Raw genomic sequence first — 16,171 nt, 5'->3', positions numbered from 1 at the left:
ATTTCCGACGCCCCCTGAACATCGCGATCGGTCGCCCTGCGCGACGCCCGTCAATAAGGAGCCGGTCAGATGACTCGCATAAAAAAGTGGCTGCCGAAACTCGCCCTGGTGGCGACAACGGTCATGGCAATGGCGGCCAATGCCGCCGACAAACCCAACATCCTGGTGATCTTCGGCGATGACATCGGCCAGACCAACATCAGCGCCTACTCCATGGGCGTGGTCGGCTACAAGACGCCGAACATCGACCGCATCGCTCACGAAGGCATGCTGTTCACCGACTACTACGCGGAGAACAGCTGCACCGCCGGGCGCTCTTCGTTCATCACCGGTCAGTCACCGCTGCGCACCGGCCTGACCAAGGTTGGCGTACCGGGGGCGCCGATCGGCATCCAGAAGCGCGACATCACCATCGCCCAAGCCCTCAAGTCCCAGGGCTACGCCACCGGTCAGTTCGGCAAGAACCACCTGGGCGATCGCGACGAATACCTGCCGACGAATCACGGTTTCGACGAGTTTTTCGGCAACCTGTATCACCTCAATGCCGAAGAAGAACCCGAGCGCCCGTACTGGCCCAAGGACGACCCCGACTTCGTCAAAACCCGTACTCCACGGGGCGTGATTCACAGCTACGCCGACGGCAAGATCGAAGACACCGGCGCCCTGACCACCAAGCGCATGGAAACCATCGACGACGAAACCACCGCGGCGGCCCAGGCGTTCATCGAGAAACAGGCCAAGGCAGACAAGCCGTTCTTCGTCTGGATGAACACCACCCGCATGCACGTGTTCACCCATGTGCGTGATTCGATGAAGGGCCAGAGCGGCATGCCCGGCAACGAATACGCCGACGGCATGCTCGAACACGATGGCGACATCGGCAAACTGCTCAAGACCCTCGACGACCTGAAGATCGCCGACAACACCATCGTCGTCTACACCACCGACAATGGCCCGAACCAGTTCTCCTGGCCGGACGCGGCGACCACGCCGTTCCGCAACGAAAAGAACTCCAACTGGGAAGGCGCGTACCGGGTGCCGGCGATTGTGCGCTGGCCGGGCAAGATCAAGGCCGGTGCGGTGTCCAACGAGATGTTCTCGGGCATGGACTGGTTCCCTACCCTGCTCGCCGCGGCGGGCGATACCGAGGTGAAGGACAAGCTGTTGAAAGGCTGGGCACCGACCTCGGGCGGCTCCAGTTTCAAGGTGCACCTGGACGGTTATAACCAATTGCCTTACCTGACCGGTCAGCAGCCCAAGGGTGAACGCCGCGAGTTCTACTACTTCAATGACGACGGTGTGCTGGTCTCGATGCGCTACGACAACTGGAAAGTGGTCTTCGCCGAACAACGCGAACCCGGCGGTTTTGCGGTGTGGAGCAGCCCCTTCGTGCCGTTGCGCGTGCCCAAGCTGTTCAACCTGCGCATGGACCCCTATGAGCGCGCTGACCTGGTCTCGGACCAGTACAACGACTGGCTGGTGAAGAACTCCTACCTGCTGGCCGCAGGCGTGGCCAAGGCTGCACGCTTCCTGCAGACCTTCATCGAGTACCCGCCGAGCCAGAAACCCGCCAGCTTCAGCATTGACCAGATCCGCGCGGCGGTGGACGCGAAAATCGAAGAAAAGCTGAAAAGCCAGGCCAAACCGTAAGAAGCGCCTCGCCACGACAAAGCCCCGGTCATTCGGGGCTTTGTCGTGGTGGAATACGCACCGACGACCAACCGGCCCGGCTGAAATTAAGCTTGGGCTAAGGTTGGTTCTTTAGTCTTCGACGCTTTCGGGTCGTCGAGCATTTCGCAGATGGGTAGTGTCGATACAAGCGCCAAGCCACCGTTCAGCATCGTGCTGGTCAATTACAAAACCCTTGATTTGACCAGGATCTGCCTGGACCTTTTGCGCGAGCCTGTACAAAAAGCCGGCATTGCGGTCTGGGTGGTGGACAACGGTTCGGCGGATGCCAGCGTCGAGTATTTGCGCTCACTCGACTGGATCAATCTGATCGAGCGCGATGCGCCCGCCAAAGAGCCGGGCCACATCGCCCATGGCAAGGCGCTGGACATGGCACTGGCCCGGGTCGAAACCGACTATCTGTTCCTGATGCACACCGACACCTTCGTCTTCGATGCCAATGTTTTTGCGATGATGATGGAGCACTGCACCAAGGATCGAAACGTCATCGCGGTCGGCTGCACCGAGCAACTCAATCGCGGACTGCCAAGGACTGTCTGGCGCTTCACTTCACGCTTCGCCAAGCACCATTTCCGCCGCCTGAAACTGTCCCTGGGCCTGCGCTCAAAAGAACCGAAGCCCTACACCGAGACATACCTGAAAAGCTTCTGCACCCTGTGGAATTGCAGGCTGATGAAGCAGCAGGGTCTGCATTTCCAGATCGATGATCGTGTGCCCGGCTATGAGCTGCAGGACCGAGTGATCGGGCTTGGCTACCAGGTCGTGTTTCTGTCGCCCGGCAAGATCTTCAAGTACCTGGACCACGTCCAGGCCGGCACCGTCGCCGCTGCTGGCGGATACGGCCAGGATCATCGACGGACCAGAATGTACCAGGACATTGTCAAGCGCTTCAGTGCTGCCAATACTTCGATGTCCTGAACAAACCGCACTCACAAAAAAGCCCGTTGACCGTCGCCGGTTCAGCGGGCTTTTTTGCATCAGGCTCACTGGCTCATGATGAACGTCGCCAGGCTTTTCAGATCATCCGAACTCAACTGCGCGAAAGGCGGCATGGGCACATCCCCCCACTTTCCACTGCCGCCGTGCTCGATGCTGGACATGACCCGGGCCAGTGCCTGCGGGTCATTGGCATATTTGGCTGCCACATCGTGATAGGCCGGGCCGACGACCTTGTGGTCGACCGCGTGACACGACAGACAGGCGTTGTCCTTGAGCAAGGCCGAGGCGACTTTCGCCACCGACACCGTCGGAGGCTGATCCGCCGGCGGGTTCGAGGCCGCCTGGACATCGGCATCGCTCGCCTTGGCGCTGCCGTAGGTCACCGCCAGATAGGCGCCGATAACACTCACCTCCCGGTCGCTGATCGGCGCCCCGTACACGTGCTGCATCTTGCTCGCTTCGGCGGTCCACTGCGCCAGGCTCATGCCCGGAGGCTGGAAGTTGATGTAGTCGGCCGAATGGCAGATGGAACACTTCTGCTGGGCCAATGGGTAGCCCGGCAATGTACTGGGCTTCAAGGCAGCCGTTTCGGGCGGCAGCGTAATCGAAAGGGGTGCTGCGCCGGCCATGCCGGCCAGACCGACCTGAGCCGCGCACAGCAAGGCGGTCATGAATTTCATGGGTTTCATGCGGCCCTCCTCAGGCGACGGTGACGTGGCTGGTTTCGACGACATGGCGGCGGTAGCCACCGGGGTTCCAGTCGGCTTGCAGCGGTTGCGTCTCGCCGGCACTGTTGCTGGCTCGCACCATCAACTGCGTGGCGCCCTTGCTGGTAAAGGTGATCGGCAGCGTCCACTCGCGGAAGGAGAAGCGGCCAAGGTCCTGCCCGAGGGTGGATTCACGCCAGTTTTTTCCGCCGTCGATCGACACTTCCACCTTGTTCACCCCGACGCCGCCGTCGAACGCGATGCCCTTGAGCACCACGCTTTTGTTCAGCGGCAAAACGTCGCCGTGCTTGACGCTGGTGATGAAACTGCGCACCGGCAGTTTTGAAATCGGCCGGGTTTTCTCCGGCGTAGTGCCGGGAGCAACGCAGAAGCAGTCGTTATCCGGAACCCGATAACCCTTGGCCATGAAGAAACCGTCGTAGGTATGGTCGACGACTTCGATCTCGCTCAGGTGCTTGACCCAGTACGTGCCGAAGTAACCGGGCACCACCAGGCGTATCGGGTAACCGTTGAGAAATGGCAGGTCGGTGCCATTCATCGACCAGGCGATCATCGGCTCGCCGTCCATGGCATGGCCGATATCCAGCGCCTTGATGAACTCCGGCGTGCTCGGCAGCACCGGTTTATCCAGGCCACGGAAGGTCACTTGCCTGGCCTCGGCCTTCACCCCGGCCTTTTCCAGCACCGCCTTGAGCGGCACCCCCAGCCAGCGCGCATTGCCCATGGAGCCATTGCCCAATTGAGCGCCGAACACCCGCGGCATCGAGAAGCCACGGCTGTTGCCCGAACACTGATTGACGGCCACCACTTCCACCGGCTCGGCGAGAGCCTTGAGCTCGGCAAGGGACAGTGACAGCGGCGTGTCGACCACCCCCTTGATCGTAAGGCGGTAGGTGTCGGGGTCGATGCTGGTCGGGAAGTTGGCCAGGTGGTAACGCACGAAAAAGGCGTCATTGGGTGTGATGACCCCTTCGTTAAAGACGGAGAACGGCGTCTCCAGGTGCGGCGGGCGCGTGGTCACCAGGGTCAACGGACGCTTTTGCGGGTATTGCACCAGCGGTCGTGGGCCCGCGGCAAAAGTCACTTCCTCGGCGGACTCGCTGACCGACCCGCTTTCCTCGGCAGCCCTGGCGAGGCTGGCCAACGGCGAAGCCGCCACAGCCAGAGTGAATGCATCGCGTAAAACCCGCCGCCGGCTCGGCTGGCTGGCGTCTACAAAACTGAACTTCATTGCACGCTCTCCTTGATTGCTTTATCGAGATGCAACTGACAGTTCCTCATCAGGATGAAGAGGCATCAGCCTTGATGTGCCAGTGCGGGTTCTCTTTATTGTTCGATGTCGATAAACAAACCAGTATCGTCAGGTGTACGTGGGTTGCTTCGCATTGAACGTCAGGGACTTGGCAATTGATGACAGGGGTTGCGAAAGAGAAATTCATGGCTTGCGCGCAAACGTCCTACAGCCAAACCCACCAACACAGTGTAGGAAAAATCTGATTTCACCCATTAGCGGCTTTGGGATGAACCCTGCCTGCCCGGAAGAACGTACATTCCCTCCCGCAAATATTGATTGCCAAGGAGAGGTCGCATGGCGTTTGACGCATACATCAAAATCGAAGGCATTCCGGGCGAAGCGCTGGACGAGAAGTACCGCGACTGGATCGAGGTCGACGGCTAAAGCTTCGGCACTCGTCAAAGCACTTGCGCCACCGCCAGCTCTGCCGGTGGCGCAACGGCCGGCCGCACCACGCTGAGCACCTTCACCTTTACCAAGGTTCTGGACAAATCCAGCTGCAAACTGATGGAGGCCAGTTGCGCCGGCGACCACCTGAAAGAAGTCACCCTGGTGCTCAGCCGTGCGGGGGCTGACAAGCTCAAGTACTTCGAGATCGTGCTCGAGGAAGTCATCATTGCCGACTACATGCAAAACGCCAGCGCCGGCATTCCGGTAGAAATCGTGCAACTGGACTATGGCCGCATCAAGACCGTCTATACCCAGCAAAAACGCAGCGATGGCGCCGGCGGCGGCAATGTCGCCGGCGGCTGGGATCGCATCGGCAACAAACGTTATTCGTGAGGCTGACATGGCACAGCCGCTGGCGTTCATCAATGCGCAATCCCAGACCTACGCGTCCCTCAAGGCCCACCTGGGCCTGACCGGTATCGCCAAAAACAAGTTCGATGCACTCAACAGCCATATCGCCAACTCGGTGGTGCTGGCGGGCGAGCTTGTGATCATCGGCGACGTGTCGACTCCATCGAGTACCCATGAAGAGGCGTACCTGATGGCCAGGGCGAGGGAAATCCACATCGCCCTGCTGACCAATCAGGTCGACGCCGACGACTTCCTGCTCGATAACTTCGAACTGCTTAAGGAAATGCTCGCTGACGGTGCTATCGGCGCCGGTGTCGTCAGTGACGGCTGGAGCAAGCACATGGCCGCGATCAAGACCACCCTGGAGGAGATCGAACAGGCCCATAAAGACTATCTGCGCAGCGGATCGATAGCGGCCCGGGACAGGTTTTACACCGAACGCGCCCGGTTGTTCGGCAAGCTGGAAACACAACTGGGCAATGTCGCGTCCTACGGCTCCGGGCTGCGTTATCGAGGCTCGATAAAACGCATGCTGGGGATTTCGACCAAGAGCTACCTGAGCACCGGGGAGATTGCCGGTTATGCGCAGAAGGTCAGCGGCGTGGCCAGGGCGGCGAAGCTGATCAAGCGGGGGGTCTATATTGGCGTCGCTCTGGACGTTGCTTCTGCCGGACTGAGTATCCGGCAAGCATGTGCGTTGGGGCGGGAGGATGAATGTACAAAGGCCAAGTATGTTGAGGGGGCTTCGCTGGCGGGAAGCTTAATAGGCGGAAGCATCGGGGGGGTCGCAAGCGGTTATACTGCTTCTATGGGCTGTTTACTTGTTTTGGGAATAGCTACAGGTGGTCCCGGGGGACTCATTTGTAGTGTCGTAGGTGGAGCAGTGGGAGGTAGGGCCGGGGGAACTTTCGGAGCGGATGTGGGTGAGGACTTGGGAGAATACCTTTATCGGAAAAAAGAGCAGTGACTCATATACCGTCCGGACTAATATCATTGTTTATTCTTGCACCCCTTTTTCTTATAGAGATTTGGCTGATTTACATGGTCCATGCCTATACAGAAAAAGCGGAAGCACTATTGCCTAAAAGCAGTTTTGTAGAGGCAAACAGAACCGCATTTTGGCATGCAGGTCTTGTAGGAAAGGCAATGCGCAATGGCATTCTAACAATGGTTCTTATGATGCCAGGACCGTGCGCCAAAAGAGGAATTGTGGATTATACCGAAGCCAGGAATTTCCCCGCGGGATTTAGGCGAATGTTGTTTGTGTCATGGGGAATGAGCTGGCTGTTTGGTATTGCTCTGATGATATTTGGTGTTTATCTCAAATATTTTGAATGAATAGTTAGCATTGAACTTATTTCGGAAATCCATATATCACCTGTCAGGTCTCGCCCCTCCCAAAAAACCATAAAAAACCCGCCTACCATTACTGGTTCAGCGGGTTTTTCATTACAGCTCCAAGTGACTCAAACGCCTCACCATCACGGGTGAGGCATCCTTTTACAGAGCCATATCACTCGCAGCATTAGCCTTCGGCGCTTTTACAGCCGTATCGACCGTCACCGGCTTCACAGCCGGCGCGATCACCGCCGGTGGCGGAGTCAGCTCCAGTACCTTGGCGGTGTAGGCCCACTCTTCAGCAACCTTCTCAGCGCTGGCATTCAACTGGGTGCCGTAGCTCGGCACGATCTGGTGCAGTTTTGCCTGCCAGTCAGGGGTCGCGACCTTGTCCTTGAACACCTTCTGCAGCACGGTCAGCATGATCGGTGCGGCGGTCGAAGCGCCTGGGGAAGCGCCCAGCAGGCCGGCGATGCTGCCGTCTTGCGAAGCGACGATCTCGGTGCCCAGTTTCAGCACGCCACCGGCGGCTTCGTCACGCTTGATGATCTGCACGCGCTGGCCGGCTTGCCACAGGCGCCAGTCTTCAGCCTTGGCGTTCGGGAAGTACTCTTTCAGGGCGTTCATGCGGTCTTCGTCAGACAGCATCAACTGGCCTGCAAGGTACTCGACCAGCGGGTATTCCTTGATGCCGACCTTGGTCATTGGCCACACGTTGTGCGTGGTCGTGGTGGTCAGCAGGTCCAGGTACGAACCTTCTTTCAGGAACTTGGTGCTGAAGGTCGCGAATGGGCCAAACAGGATCACGCGCTTGCCGTCCAGCACGCGGGTGTCCAGGTGTGGAACCGACATCGGCGGAGCGCCCACCGAAGCCTTGCCGTAGGCCTTGGCCAGGTGCTGCTGGGCGATGGTCGGGTTCTCGGTCACCAGGAACGAGCCGCCTACGGGGAAGCCTGCGTATTCCTTGGCTTCAGGAATGCCGGACTTCTGCAGCAGGTGCAGGGCACCGCCGCCGGCGCCGATGAACACGAACTTGGCGTCGGTTTCGGTCTTGCTGCCGTCTTTCAGGTTCCTGTAGCTGACACGCCAGCTGCCGTCTTCGTTCTTGGTGATGTCCTGCACTTCGCTGGACAGCTTCAAGTCGAATTTAGGCGTGGTCTGCAGGTGCGCAACGAACTGACGGGTGATTTCGCCGAAGTTAACGTCGGTGCCGATCGGGCTCCAGGTGGCCGCGATCTTCTGGTTCGGGTCACGCCCTTCCATCATCAGCGGTACCCATTGCTTGATCACAGCCGGGTCTTCGGAGTACTGCATGCCGGCGAACAGCGGGCTCGCCTGCAGGGCTTCGTAGCGTTTTTTCAGGAACTTGATGTTGTCATCGCCCCACACGAAGCTCATGTGCGGAGTGGAGTTGATGAACGAACGCGGGTTCTTCAACACGCCTTGCTGAACCTGCCAGGCCCAGAACTGACGGGAGATCTGGAACGCTTCGTTGATTTCAACGGCCTTCGGGATCGAGACCTTGCCGTTCTCGTCTTCCGGGGTGTAGTTCAGCTCGGCCAGGGCGGAGTGACCGGTACCGGCGTTGTTCCAGCCGTTGGAGCTTTCCTGGGCGACGCCGTCGAGGCGCTCGACCATTTCCATCGACATCCCTGGCTCCAGCTCGTTGAGCCACACACCCAGGGTTGCGCTCATGATGCCGCCGCCAATCAGCAGTACATCGACCTTCTTTGCCTCTTGCGCATGGACGGAACTCATCCCCATCGACAACGCCAGCCCCAGCAGGGCCGTGTTCACTTTCTTAAACATCTGTAGCACCTATGATAAAACGCCATCCGCCCTTCCATCCTCACGCGCACAGCCCCGTGTTTCACGGCAGTCACGGGTATGGCACTCAAGGATTGCAGGGTGGGCACACAAGGCCGACGAACCGCATCGACCCCAGTTTTAATGTCCCTTCTGAACTGACTTTTTATCTTTATTGGCTTCAGCTACTTGAGCGACAGTGATTCCGTCGGCACGTCTCGCGGACGCGCCAACTGAACAGGTCAAACCAAGTTGGCGCGAAGAATATCACGACAAGGCTTACCCGCGCGTCTGTTGCCGGCTCCTACAGGTTCCGGTGCACGAGGTTACGGCGGATCGGCGACTATACTCAGTGGTCTTCGGATGAGCAGGTGAGGACAAGTCATGAGCGACAAAGACGATCTGCGCAAGTACTCCTCTCAAGTCATCGACGGCGTCGAAGCCGCCCCCGCGCGCGCCATGCTGCGGGCCGTGGGCTTTACCGATGCCGACTTCGGCAAGCCGCAGGTCGGCATCGCCTCGACCTGGGCCATGGTCACGCCCTGCAACATGCACATCGACAAGCTGGCGCTCGAAGCGGAAAAAGGCGCGAATGCCGCGGGTGCCAAGGGCGTGATCTTCAACACCATCACCATCTCCGACGGCATCGCCAACGGCACCGAAGGCATGAAGTATTCGCTGGTGTCCCGCGAGGTGATCGCCGACTCCATTGAAGTGGTCACCGGTTGCGAGGGTTTCGACGGCCTGGTGACCATCGGCGGCTGCGACAAGAACATGCCGGGGTGCCTGATCGGCATGGCGCGGCTCAATCGCCCGTCGATCTTTGTCTATGGCGGCACCATCCAGCCGGGGGCCGGGCATACCGACATCATTTCCGTGTTCGAGGCCGTGGGCCAGCACGCGCGGGGCGATATCAACGAAATTCAGGTCAAACAGATCGAGGAAGTGGCGATCCCCGGCCCCGGTTCCTGTGGCGGCATGTACACCGCCAACACCATGGCCTCGGCCATCGAGGCATTGGGCATGAGCCTGCCCGGTTCCAGCTCCCAGGACGCCATCGGCACCGACAAGGCGTCGGACAGCTTCCGGGCCGGCCAGCAGGTCATGGAGTTGCTCAAGCTCGACCTCAAGCCTCGCGACATCATGACCCGCAAAGCCTTCGAGAATGCCATCCGCGTGGTGATCGCCCTCGCCGGCTCGACCAACGCCGTGCTGCACCTGCTGGCCATGGCCAATGCGGTGGATGTCGAACTGACCCTGGATGACTTCGTCGAGCTGGGCAAGATCTCCCCGGTGGTCGCCGACCTGCGCCCCAGTGGCAAATACATGATGAGCGAACTGGTGGCCATCGGCGGTATTCAACCGCTGATGAAGCGCATGCTCGATGCCGGCATGCTGCACGGCGATGTGCTGACCGTGACCGGCCAGACCCTGGCGGAAAACCTGGCCAGCGTGCCCGATTACCCGGCCGGCCAGGACGTGATCCGGCCTTTCGACCAGCCGATCAAAAAGGATTCCCACCTGGTCATTCTGCGCGGCAACCTCTCGCCCGGCGGTGCCGTGGCCAAGATCACCGGCAAGGAGGGCCTGCGCTTTGAAGGCACGGCGCGGGTCTACCACGGCGAGGAAGGTGCGCTGGCCGGTATTCTCAATGGTGAGGTGCAGCCTGGCGAAGTGATCGTGATCCGCTACGAAGGCCCCAAGGGCGGGCCGGGCATGCGCGAAATGCTCTCGCCGACGTCGGCGGTCATGGGCAAGGGCCTGGGCAAGGAGGTGGCGCTGATCACCGACGGGCGTTTTTCCGGCGGCTCCCACGGCTTCGTGGTCGGCCACATCACGCCGGAAGCCTTCGAGGGCGGACCGATTGCGCTGGTCGAGAATGGCGACAGGATCATCATCGATGCGCAAACCCGGCAGATTACCGTGGACGTCTCCGAGGCTGTACTGGCCGAGCGCAAGTCGCGTTGGGTGCCGCCGCCGCCCAAGTACAAACGCGGGGTGCTGGCCAAGTATGCGAAAACGGTGTCCAGTGCTTCGGAGGGGGCTGTGACGGACAAATACCTTTAACCCGTAGTTTTGCGTTGTACGGTCTGCCGCCTTCGCGAGCAAGCCCGCTCCCACAGAGGATCTCCCTATACCGAAGATCCCTTGTGGGAGCGGGCTTGCTCGCGAAGGCATCCTGTCAGGCAACCTCTACCTCACAGCCGAAACCGATCCACCGACTGCGACAACTGACCCGCCAGGCTCGACAACTCATCGGTAGTCGAAGCCGTCCGCCCGATCACCTTGCTGTTACCTTCCGACATGCCGGCAATCATCTCCACCTGATGGGCAATTTCGTTGCTGGCCAGGCTTTGCTCGCCGATGGTGCGGCTGATGTCATTGACCAGTTGCGTGGTGTTGAGCGTGGCGTCGAGGATTTCACGAATGGCGCGCTCGACATCGGCTGTCACCGCCATGCCTTTGTCGACCTGGGTCACGCCCTCCTCCATGCTGATCACCGCCTCGCGGGTGCTTTGCTGGATGCGCGCAACCATGCTGGCGATTTCCTGGGTGGAAGCGCTGGTGCGCCCCGCCAGGCTGCGGACCTCATCGGCCACCACGGCAAAACCGCGCCCCTGCTCGCCGGCACGGGCGGCTTCGATGGCGGCGTTCAGCGCCAACAGGTTGGTCTGGTCGGCGATGCCCTTGATCACCTGAATGATGCTGAAAATCCCCTCGGACTCTTTGTCCAGCGTGCGAATCACCTGCGCCGAGTGCTGCGCCGAACGCGCGATACCGTCCATGTCCTTGACCACCTGGTGGATCACCCGGCCACCGTCCTTGGCCAGCGCCTCGGCCTGATTGGCCATGTCCAGCGCCCGCTCGGCATGCCGGGTGATTTCCTCGATGCTGGCGGTCATTTCGCTGGCGGCCGCGGCCATGGTGCTGGCGGCCGCGCTTTGCTGCTGGCTGCTGCCGGCCACCTCATGGCAGCCATTGCTCAGTTGCTCGCTCATGCCGCTGACGCCGTGGGCATTGCTGCGCACGACTTCGATCATGCCGCGCAAATCCCGCTGCATGGTTGCCAGGCTACGAATCAATGCGCTGGCTTCGTCCTTGTGGGTGGGCTCGACAATCGGCTCGCCGAGGTTGCCATGGGCGATGCCCTGGGCAATGCGGCTGGCGGTTTGCAGCGGGCCCATGATGCTCAGGATCGCCGAACGCCCAAGGGCCAGCAGCAACAACAAACCGGCGATCAGCATGCCAGCCAGGGTCAGGTTGGCGTTGCTGATGGCATGCGCCGTGCCCTGGCTGGTCTGTTGCGTATTGCTTTCGATCAACTCGCTGAGGGCGGCCATCTGGTCCTCCAGCTGGCTGAAGGCGTTGTTGAACGTGCCCAGTTCCTGTTGCGCCGCTTCCGGGTGTTCCAGCGCCAGCCCGACAATGCGCTCGGCGGCACTGATGTAGGTGTCGAGGCTCGGCTTGATCTTGTTCAGAGCGGCCTTGATGGTGTCGTTGACCGGCAGCTTGAGGTTCTCCCCGAGCACTTCGCGAAAGCGCCGGGTGTGCTCTTCGATGGAACTGCGCACCTCGGCCTTGCTGCTGGTGCTTTTGTTCAAGCCCACCAACATGGCCGACAGCACATCGGCACGCAACGCGTCGTGCATCATGTCGGCTTCCAGGTGATTGCGCAGCGCGGCCATGCTGACGTTGTTGTCGTCCACGGCCTCGGCCATCCGGGTGTTTCCCAGGTAACTGACCAGGCTCATGATCAACGCAGTGAGCAATCCGGTGCCGATCAGCAGCATTAAACGCAGTTTTATGGACACGCTGTGGTACCCCTCTGGCACGTTTGGCGGCGGGGATTGCCCGACGCGGATGGCACTCTTCAAGAGGTTATCGACAGGTTCGGGCAGTCATTGAAGCCTATTCCCACAGATTGTTTTTTTTGCGACATGCGGTCGTCACCGGTTGTTTTTGCGCCTTGGCGCGCAGGGACACCAACAACAGGCTGGCCAATGCACCGGCGACCGCAATGGCCATGTCCTTTTGCGAGTCCCAAGGGTCGTTTTGAGCGCCGACGAAGGCATTCGCCGTGTCATTGCCCAGGAAGGCACCGCCGACCCATTCCACCAGTTCATACACGGCGGAGGTCGACAGCATGATGTTCAGGGTCACGAAAAACAGCCAGAACCCGCGCAACGGCGTCAGGCGCAGCAGCACTTCGCGCACCGGACAGGCCAGCAGCAGTCCGTAGCTCAGATGCACCAGTCGGTCGTAGTGATTGCGGTGTACGCCTGACACCTGCTCGAAACTGAAACCCAACCACGCCGCAGACCAGTGATCGTAAGGCACCAGGGAATAGGTGTAGTGGGCACCCAATTCATGCACGCACAGAAACGCAAACACCAGCGTGATGGACGTCGCCGACAAGCGGAACCGCCGTGAAACCGCCACCAGCGTGCCCACCAGCAACAGCACCAACAGGTTCTCCAGCGCCCAGTCCACCCGGCTGCGGGGAGCAAAACCTGACACCACGACAATCACCAGGAACACCATGAGCAACGTCAGGTCGTGCCGTAAACGCGGGTCAGGCTGCATGGCGCAATACCTCGAAGTCAGGGCATCGCCCTTTTAACTTCGAGGCACGGTGGCCGGGCAAGTTCGCTTTTTCCCTCCACTGCATGATAGGTTGTACGATGACCGATGAATACTCGAACAGTCCTCGCGCTATCCCTACAACAACAAGGAAACACCCATGAAAAAAACAACAGTGCTGATTGGTTTTCTGTGCCTGTTCAGCGGCTTCGTCGCCGCCACCCCGGCTGCCGTGGACAAGGAAGTGGCCCAGGCGGTCGACCACCTGACCCAGGCCATGCTGCACAAAGACATCCCGGAGCTGAACGCCCTGACCGCCGAGAACCTGACCTACGGGCATTCCAGCGGCAAGATCCAGGACAAGCAGGCCTTCATCGCCGACATCGAAACCGGCAAGAGCGCCTTCAAGACCCTGGAGATGCAGAACCAGACCATTACTGTCTCGGGCGATGTCGCGCTGGTCCGCCACCACTTCTCGGCGCAAGCGCTCAAAGGTACCGAAGTGGTGCCAACCGAAATCGAGAACTTGCAGATCTGGCAAAAGCAGGACGGCAAATGGCTGTTGGTGGGACGGCAGGCGTACAAGTTCTGATGAGTTCGTAAACCACCCACATAACCTGTAGGAGCGAGCCTGCTCGCGATGGAGGTCAACGATAACGCGGGCTGCCTGACTGAACGCGCCGCCTGGACGTTCCTCGCGAGCAAGCTCGCTCCTACATTTGATCTGCGCTCGGCTGAAACTCTCAGTGCTTGCGCAACCACGATAAACAGCGCAAACAACTCCGAGTGCGAACCCACTTCCAGTTTCAGGTACAGATTCGGTTTCCGGCGAAATGCTCATCCGGCGGGCGGTAGAACTCACTCGTCCGAACCAGGTTCAAGACTCCTGGTTCAAAAGTGGTGTTGCAGGCATCAACACCGTGCCCCAGAGACCCGCCGCAGCCGCGCCGCCACTGAAGATGAATTGCGGCCCGGCACCGCGCTGAATCGCCTGCGCCCCGGCAGCGACGGCTAGCCAAGGCGAAGCGCAGCCAGGATGACCCAGCATTGCATCGAGGTTGCGTGTTCCCAGCTTGTTGACTGACATGGGGACTTCAAACAATACGCCTGTAAGGGCAGCAGCTCGTTGCGCGTCAATACCCACCCGCCAAACCTGCTCGATTGATGTCGACTCAAGCGGCACCCAATCAAGCGCCTGGCGCGTAGCGTAAAGCAGGTCATCGGCAGTGGGCTTGCGCTCCTGCTCCGGGCGGCGAAGAAAGGCCATTGGCGGTAATGTGGTTTGCGTCAGACGGTTACCAAACAACAACCCGACAGCGGCTTCCGCCGTGCCTTCAGGCTGCAGCGGCGCAAACTGCACGGCCACCACCAGCAGCATCGCTCGATCACCAATACGCTGGTCTAGCCAATAGTCCAATGCCGCCAGCCCGCTGCCATCGACGGAATTTATGGGCTGGCGAACGCCGGATTCGCGCCATGCCTGTTGCCAAACTCGGCGCCATTGCTTCTCCGGCAGACCGGTATCGACGTCCAGCAACAGGGCCAATGGTTGATCAGCAGGCAACTGCACCAAAGTGGGTGCAAGGTCGGCGAGCGTCTGAGCCAAAATACTCAGCAATACTGCTTCCAGATTTTCATCTGCATCGCAATATAAACAACTATGGCGAAGCGTCGCTCCATCCATTCTGGACGCTTGTGACTTCAGCACTTTCTTGCCACTCAGCAGAGCTTCCAGTTGTATTGCCGGTTCATCCTCAGGCTCTCGAAGCGCGGTCTGCAAGCTCACGCCCAACACCTGCTGCGAACGACGGCCCTGACGAATCTTGCGGATCAGGTCTTCTTCACGAGCTTCATCCCAACCATCGGCAGCACCATGTTCGCCGACGTGCAACAGCACCCGCCCGAATCCCAGCACGCACCAGCCCAGGATTGGAATGCCCAAAGCCAAACTCCAGAAATCCGAAGGTCGCTGGGGTAACGTTTCGTCGCCGAACAACAGCGTCGCTCCGGCGCCCAGCAAACAGCTCAGCAACAACAGGCCGAGCCAAAGTAAAAATCGAGGTCGTTGAGGGCGCAGTGCGAGAGGAGGGATTTCATCCAGTCTGATTGGCATGCTTTCACCTAACTCGCCGAAAAATCAATCGACTTACACTGTGTCCAGTTTGTGATTATCTTTATTGTTGTTTGATATGAAACTCTGCACCACCCACCCCACGAATCCTCCACTAAAACTTTATCCCCCTTAATTAAATACATCTTTGGTGAATACTGCAGCAACGGCTCCGAACCGCCATCATAAAGAAATGCTTTTTCCATAATGGAGCCGCTGATTACTTTGCCAGCAAGGATGGCGTGAAACAAAGGCGAACCCGCCGTCTTCTCAACACTCTTTCTGTCTTTATACGGATACATAAACTTTATCCCCCTTTTTTATCAACATCATCCCCACCCAAATGAAAAAAACGAGTGAGCTTTTTGTCCAGGAGTAGAGTGTCCGCCTCAAACCTAAACACACTTACATCGTAAATATCGCTTACCGGATCCCACTCTCTTGGTATCTCCATGCGATGTACGACGAACAGCAATTCTTCTCCCCCCTCATCAACGGGAAGCAAGAACGCGTCAGTGATTACTCCTTCCGTACCCAGGTATGGAAACTCATAAACAAGCTTTGGTTTTTCAGATGAAACAACTGAATAAAGGGATATCCCATCAGGCTCACGGGATAGTTGCCCCTTGGCTTGCAAATCTGGTTTTGTGTAGACAAAACATGCTTTCACCCCATGAACATCCAAAGAGCTATACGCTTCCCGAAGGCCAGTAGCGCTGCACCCCTCATTACTCGCTATAGCCGTCGACCCAAGTAAATAACCCAAGAATATAATTAGCTTAATCATTTCTATTGCACCGACTATCAAAGTGAGCATTGAGTTCTTTAGCGACCTCCCACTTGCATGAGTGGCGAAGCATGGAATGCACAACCAGCGATATAACA

Annotated in this window: 14 protein-coding genes and 2 pseudogenes; 7 read left to right on the top strand and 9 right to left on the bottom strand. The window is 59.0% G+C overall.

Annotation, left to right across the window (positions count from 1 at the left end):
• The first annotated feature begins 69 nt into the window (after window positions 1-69).
• Window positions 70-1,650, top strand: coding sequence for an arylsulfatase (locus ACLD1X_RS22075; protein ID WP_429371273.1), 1,581 nt, complete (start codon window positions 70-72; stop codon window positions 1,648-1,650).
• Between the two features lie 150 nt (window positions 1,651-1,800).
• Window positions 1,801-2,607 carry a glycosyltransferase family 2 protein gene (locus ACLD1X_RS22070; RefSeq protein ID WP_429371271.1) on the top strand — a complete coding sequence of 269 codons (807 nt, stop codon included), beginning with the start codon at window positions 1,801-1,803 and terminating at the stop codon, window positions 2,605-2,607.
• Between the two features lie 65 nt (window positions 2,608-2,672).
• Here ACLD1X_RS22070 and ACLD1X_RS22065 read toward each other — a convergent pair whose 3' ends face one another.
• Both ACLD1X_RS22065 and ACLD1X_RS22060 read right to left on the bottom strand, forming a co-directional pair.
• Complete coding sequence (locus ACLD1X_RS22065) at window positions 2,673-3,317, bottom strand: c-type cytochrome (RefSeq protein WP_429371269.1); 645 nt, start codon at window positions 3,315-3,317, stop codon at window positions 2,673-2,675.
• A 10-nt stretch (window positions 3,318-3,327) separates the two neighbouring features.
• Window positions 3,328-4,587 (bottom strand): molybdopterin-dependent oxidoreductase, encoded by a 1,260-nt coding sequence (locus ACLD1X_RS22060; RefSeq protein ID WP_429371267.1) that lies wholly within the window; start codon window positions 4,585-4,587, stop codon window positions 3,328-3,330.
• A gap of 357 nt (window positions 4,588-4,944) precedes the next feature.
• Here ACLD1X_RS22060 and ACLD1X_RS22055 point away from each other — a divergent pair.
• The 3 genes and pseudogenes from ACLD1X_RS22055 (at window position 4,945) to ACLD1X_RS22045 (ending at window position 6,789) form a co-directional block, all read left to right on the top strand.
• A pseudogene (locus ACLD1X_RS22055) lies at window positions 4,945-5,433 on the top strand (Hcp family type VI secretion system effector).
• Between the two features lie 7 nt (window positions 5,434-5,440).
• Entirely contained in the window at window positions 5,441-6,418 is a 978-nt protein-coding gene (locus ACLD1X_RS22050) for a hypothetical protein (protein WP_429371265.1), read from the top strand.
• A gap of 26 nt (window positions 6,419-6,444) precedes the next feature.
• Complete coding sequence (locus ACLD1X_RS22045; RefSeq protein WP_429371263.1) at window positions 6,445-6,789, top strand: hypothetical protein; 345 nt, start codon at window positions 6,445-6,447, stop codon at window positions 6,787-6,789.
• Between the two features lie 162 nt (window positions 6,790-6,951).
• Here the strand turns inward: ACLD1X_RS22045 and mqo are convergent, their stop codons facing one another.
• Entirely contained in the window at window positions 6,952-8,598 is a 1,647-nt protein-coding gene (gene mqo / locus ACLD1X_RS22040) for a malate dehydrogenase (quinone) (protein WP_429371261.1), read from the bottom strand.
• A 381-nt stretch (window positions 8,599-8,979) separates the two neighbouring features.
• On the opposite strand from mqo, the gene ilvD reads away from it, so the two are divergent.
• Entirely contained in the window at window positions 8,980-10,662 is a 1,683-nt protein-coding gene (gene ilvD / locus ACLD1X_RS22035) for a dihydroxy-acid dehydratase (protein ID WP_429371259.1), read from the top strand.
• A 131-nt stretch (window positions 10,663-10,793) separates the two neighbouring features.
• Here the strand turns inward: ilvD and ACLD1X_RS22030 are convergent, their stop codons facing one another.
• The 3 genes and pseudogenes from ACLD1X_RS22030 to ACLD1X_RS22020 form a co-directional block, all read right to left on the bottom strand.
• Complete coding sequence (locus ACLD1X_RS22030) at window positions 10,794-11,447, bottom strand: methyl-accepting chemotaxis protein (RefSeq protein WP_429371360.1); 654 nt, start codon at window positions 11,445-11,447, stop codon at window positions 10,794-10,796.
• Between the two features lie 450 nt (window positions 11,448-11,897).
• Window positions 11,898-12,407: pseudogene (locus ACLD1X_RS22025) on the bottom strand (MCP four helix bundle domain-containing protein); the annotation flags it as partial.
• Window positions 12,408-12,504: 97 nt separating this feature from the next.
• The gene (locus ACLD1X_RS22020; RefSeq protein WP_429371257.1) at window positions 12,505-13,179 is read right to left on the bottom strand and encodes a DUF2238 domain-containing protein; all 675 of its coding nucleotides are present in this window, start codon (window positions 13,177-13,179) and stop codon (window positions 12,505-12,507) included.
• Window positions 13,180-13,336: 157 nt separating this feature from the next.
• Between ACLD1X_RS22020 and ACLD1X_RS22015 the strand changes: the two genes are divergently transcribed.
• Window positions 13,337-13,768: a nuclear transport factor 2 family protein gene (locus ACLD1X_RS22015; RefSeq protein WP_429371255.1), complete on the top strand. Its 432-nt coding sequence runs from the start codon at window positions 13,337-13,339 to the stop codon at window positions 13,766-13,768.
• Window positions 13,769-14,053: 285 nt separating this feature from the next.
• On the opposite strand, the gene ACLD1X_RS22010 is transcribed toward ACLD1X_RS22015, so the two are convergent.
• From ACLD1X_RS22010 to ACLD1X_RS22000, 3 genes are read right to left on the bottom strand one after another with little or no spacing between them, the layout of a single operon-like run.
• The gene (locus ACLD1X_RS22010) at window positions 14,054-15,289 is read right to left on the bottom strand and encodes a hypothetical protein (RefSeq protein ID WP_429371253.1); all 1,236 of its coding nucleotides are present in this window, start codon (window positions 15,287-15,289) and stop codon (window positions 14,054-14,056) included.
• 8 nt (window positions 15,290-15,297) lie between these two features.
• Complete coding sequence (locus ACLD1X_RS22005) at window positions 15,298-15,588, bottom strand: hypothetical protein (RefSeq protein ID WP_429371251.1); 291 nt, start codon at window positions 15,586-15,588, stop codon at window positions 15,298-15,300.
• Between the two features lie 5 nt (window positions 15,589-15,593).
• On the bottom strand, window positions 15,594-16,103 hold the full coding sequence (locus ACLD1X_RS22000) for a hypothetical protein (RefSeq protein ID WP_429371249.1): 510 nt from the start codon (window positions 16,101-16,103) through the stop codon (window positions 15,594-15,596).
• Window positions 16,104-16,171 lie beyond the last annotated feature (68 nt).

The organism is Pseudomonas sp. 18173 (assembly GCF_050432945.1).
Classification (GTDB): domain Bacteria; phylum Pseudomonadota; class Gammaproteobacteria; order Pseudomonadales; family Pseudomonadaceae; genus Aquipseudomonas.
The sequence above is the reverse complement of the archived record's forward strand: the minus strand, read 5'-3'. Positions and strand labels throughout refer to the sequence as shown.

Bases quoted from the DNA above. Each gene is read 5' to 3' on its own strand.
- ACLD1X_RS22075 (WP_429371273.1), top strand. From the start codon at position 70: ATGACTCGCATAAAAAAGTGGCTGCCGAAACTCGCCCTGGTGGCGACA.
- ACLD1X_RS22070 (WP_429371271.1), top strand. From the start codon at position 1,801: ATGGGTAGTGTCGATACAAGCGCCAAGCCACCGTTCAGCATCGTGCTG.
- ACLD1X_RS22065 (WP_429371269.1), bottom strand. From the start codon at position 3,317: ATGAAACCCATGAAATTCATGACCGCCTTGCTGTGCGCGGCTCAGGTC.
- ACLD1X_RS22060 (WP_429371267.1), bottom strand. From the start codon at position 4,587: ATGAAGTTCAGTTTTGTAGACGCCAGCCAGCCGAGCCGGCGGCGGGTT.
- ACLD1X_RS22050 (WP_429371265.1), top strand. From the start codon at position 5,441: ATGGCACAGCCGCTGGCGTTCATCAATGCGCAATCCCAGACCTACGCG.
- mqo (WP_429371261.1), bottom strand. From the start codon at position 8,598: ATGTTTAAGAAAGTGAACACGGCCCTGCTGGGGCTGGCGTTGTCGATG.
- ilvD (WP_429371259.1), top strand. From the start codon at position 8,980: ATGAGCGACAAAGACGATCTGCGCAAGTACTCCTCTCAAGTCATCGAC.
- ACLD1X_RS22030 (WP_429371360.1), bottom strand. From the start codon at position 11,447: ATGGCCAATCAGGCCGAGGCGCTGGCCAAGGACGGTGGCCGGGTGATC.
- ACLD1X_RS22020 (WP_429371257.1), bottom strand. From the start codon at position 13,179: ATGCAGCCTGACCCGCGTTTACGGCACGACCTGACGTTGCTCATGGTG.
- ACLD1X_RS22015 (WP_429371255.1), top strand. From the start codon at position 13,337: ATGAAAAAAACAACAGTGCTGATTGGTTTTCTGTGCCTGTTCAGCGGC.
- ACLD1X_RS22010 (WP_429371253.1), bottom strand. From the start codon at position 15,289: ATGCCAATCAGACTGGATGAAATCCCTCCTCTCGCACTGCGCCCTCAA.
- ACLD1X_RS22005 (WP_429371251.1), bottom strand. From the start codon at position 15,588: ATGTATCCGTATAAAGACAGAAAGAGTGTTGAGAAGACGGCGGGTTCG.
- ACLD1X_RS22000 (WP_429371249.1), bottom strand. From the start codon at position 16,103: ATGCTCACTTTGATAGTCGGTGCAATAGAAATGATTAAGCTAATTATA.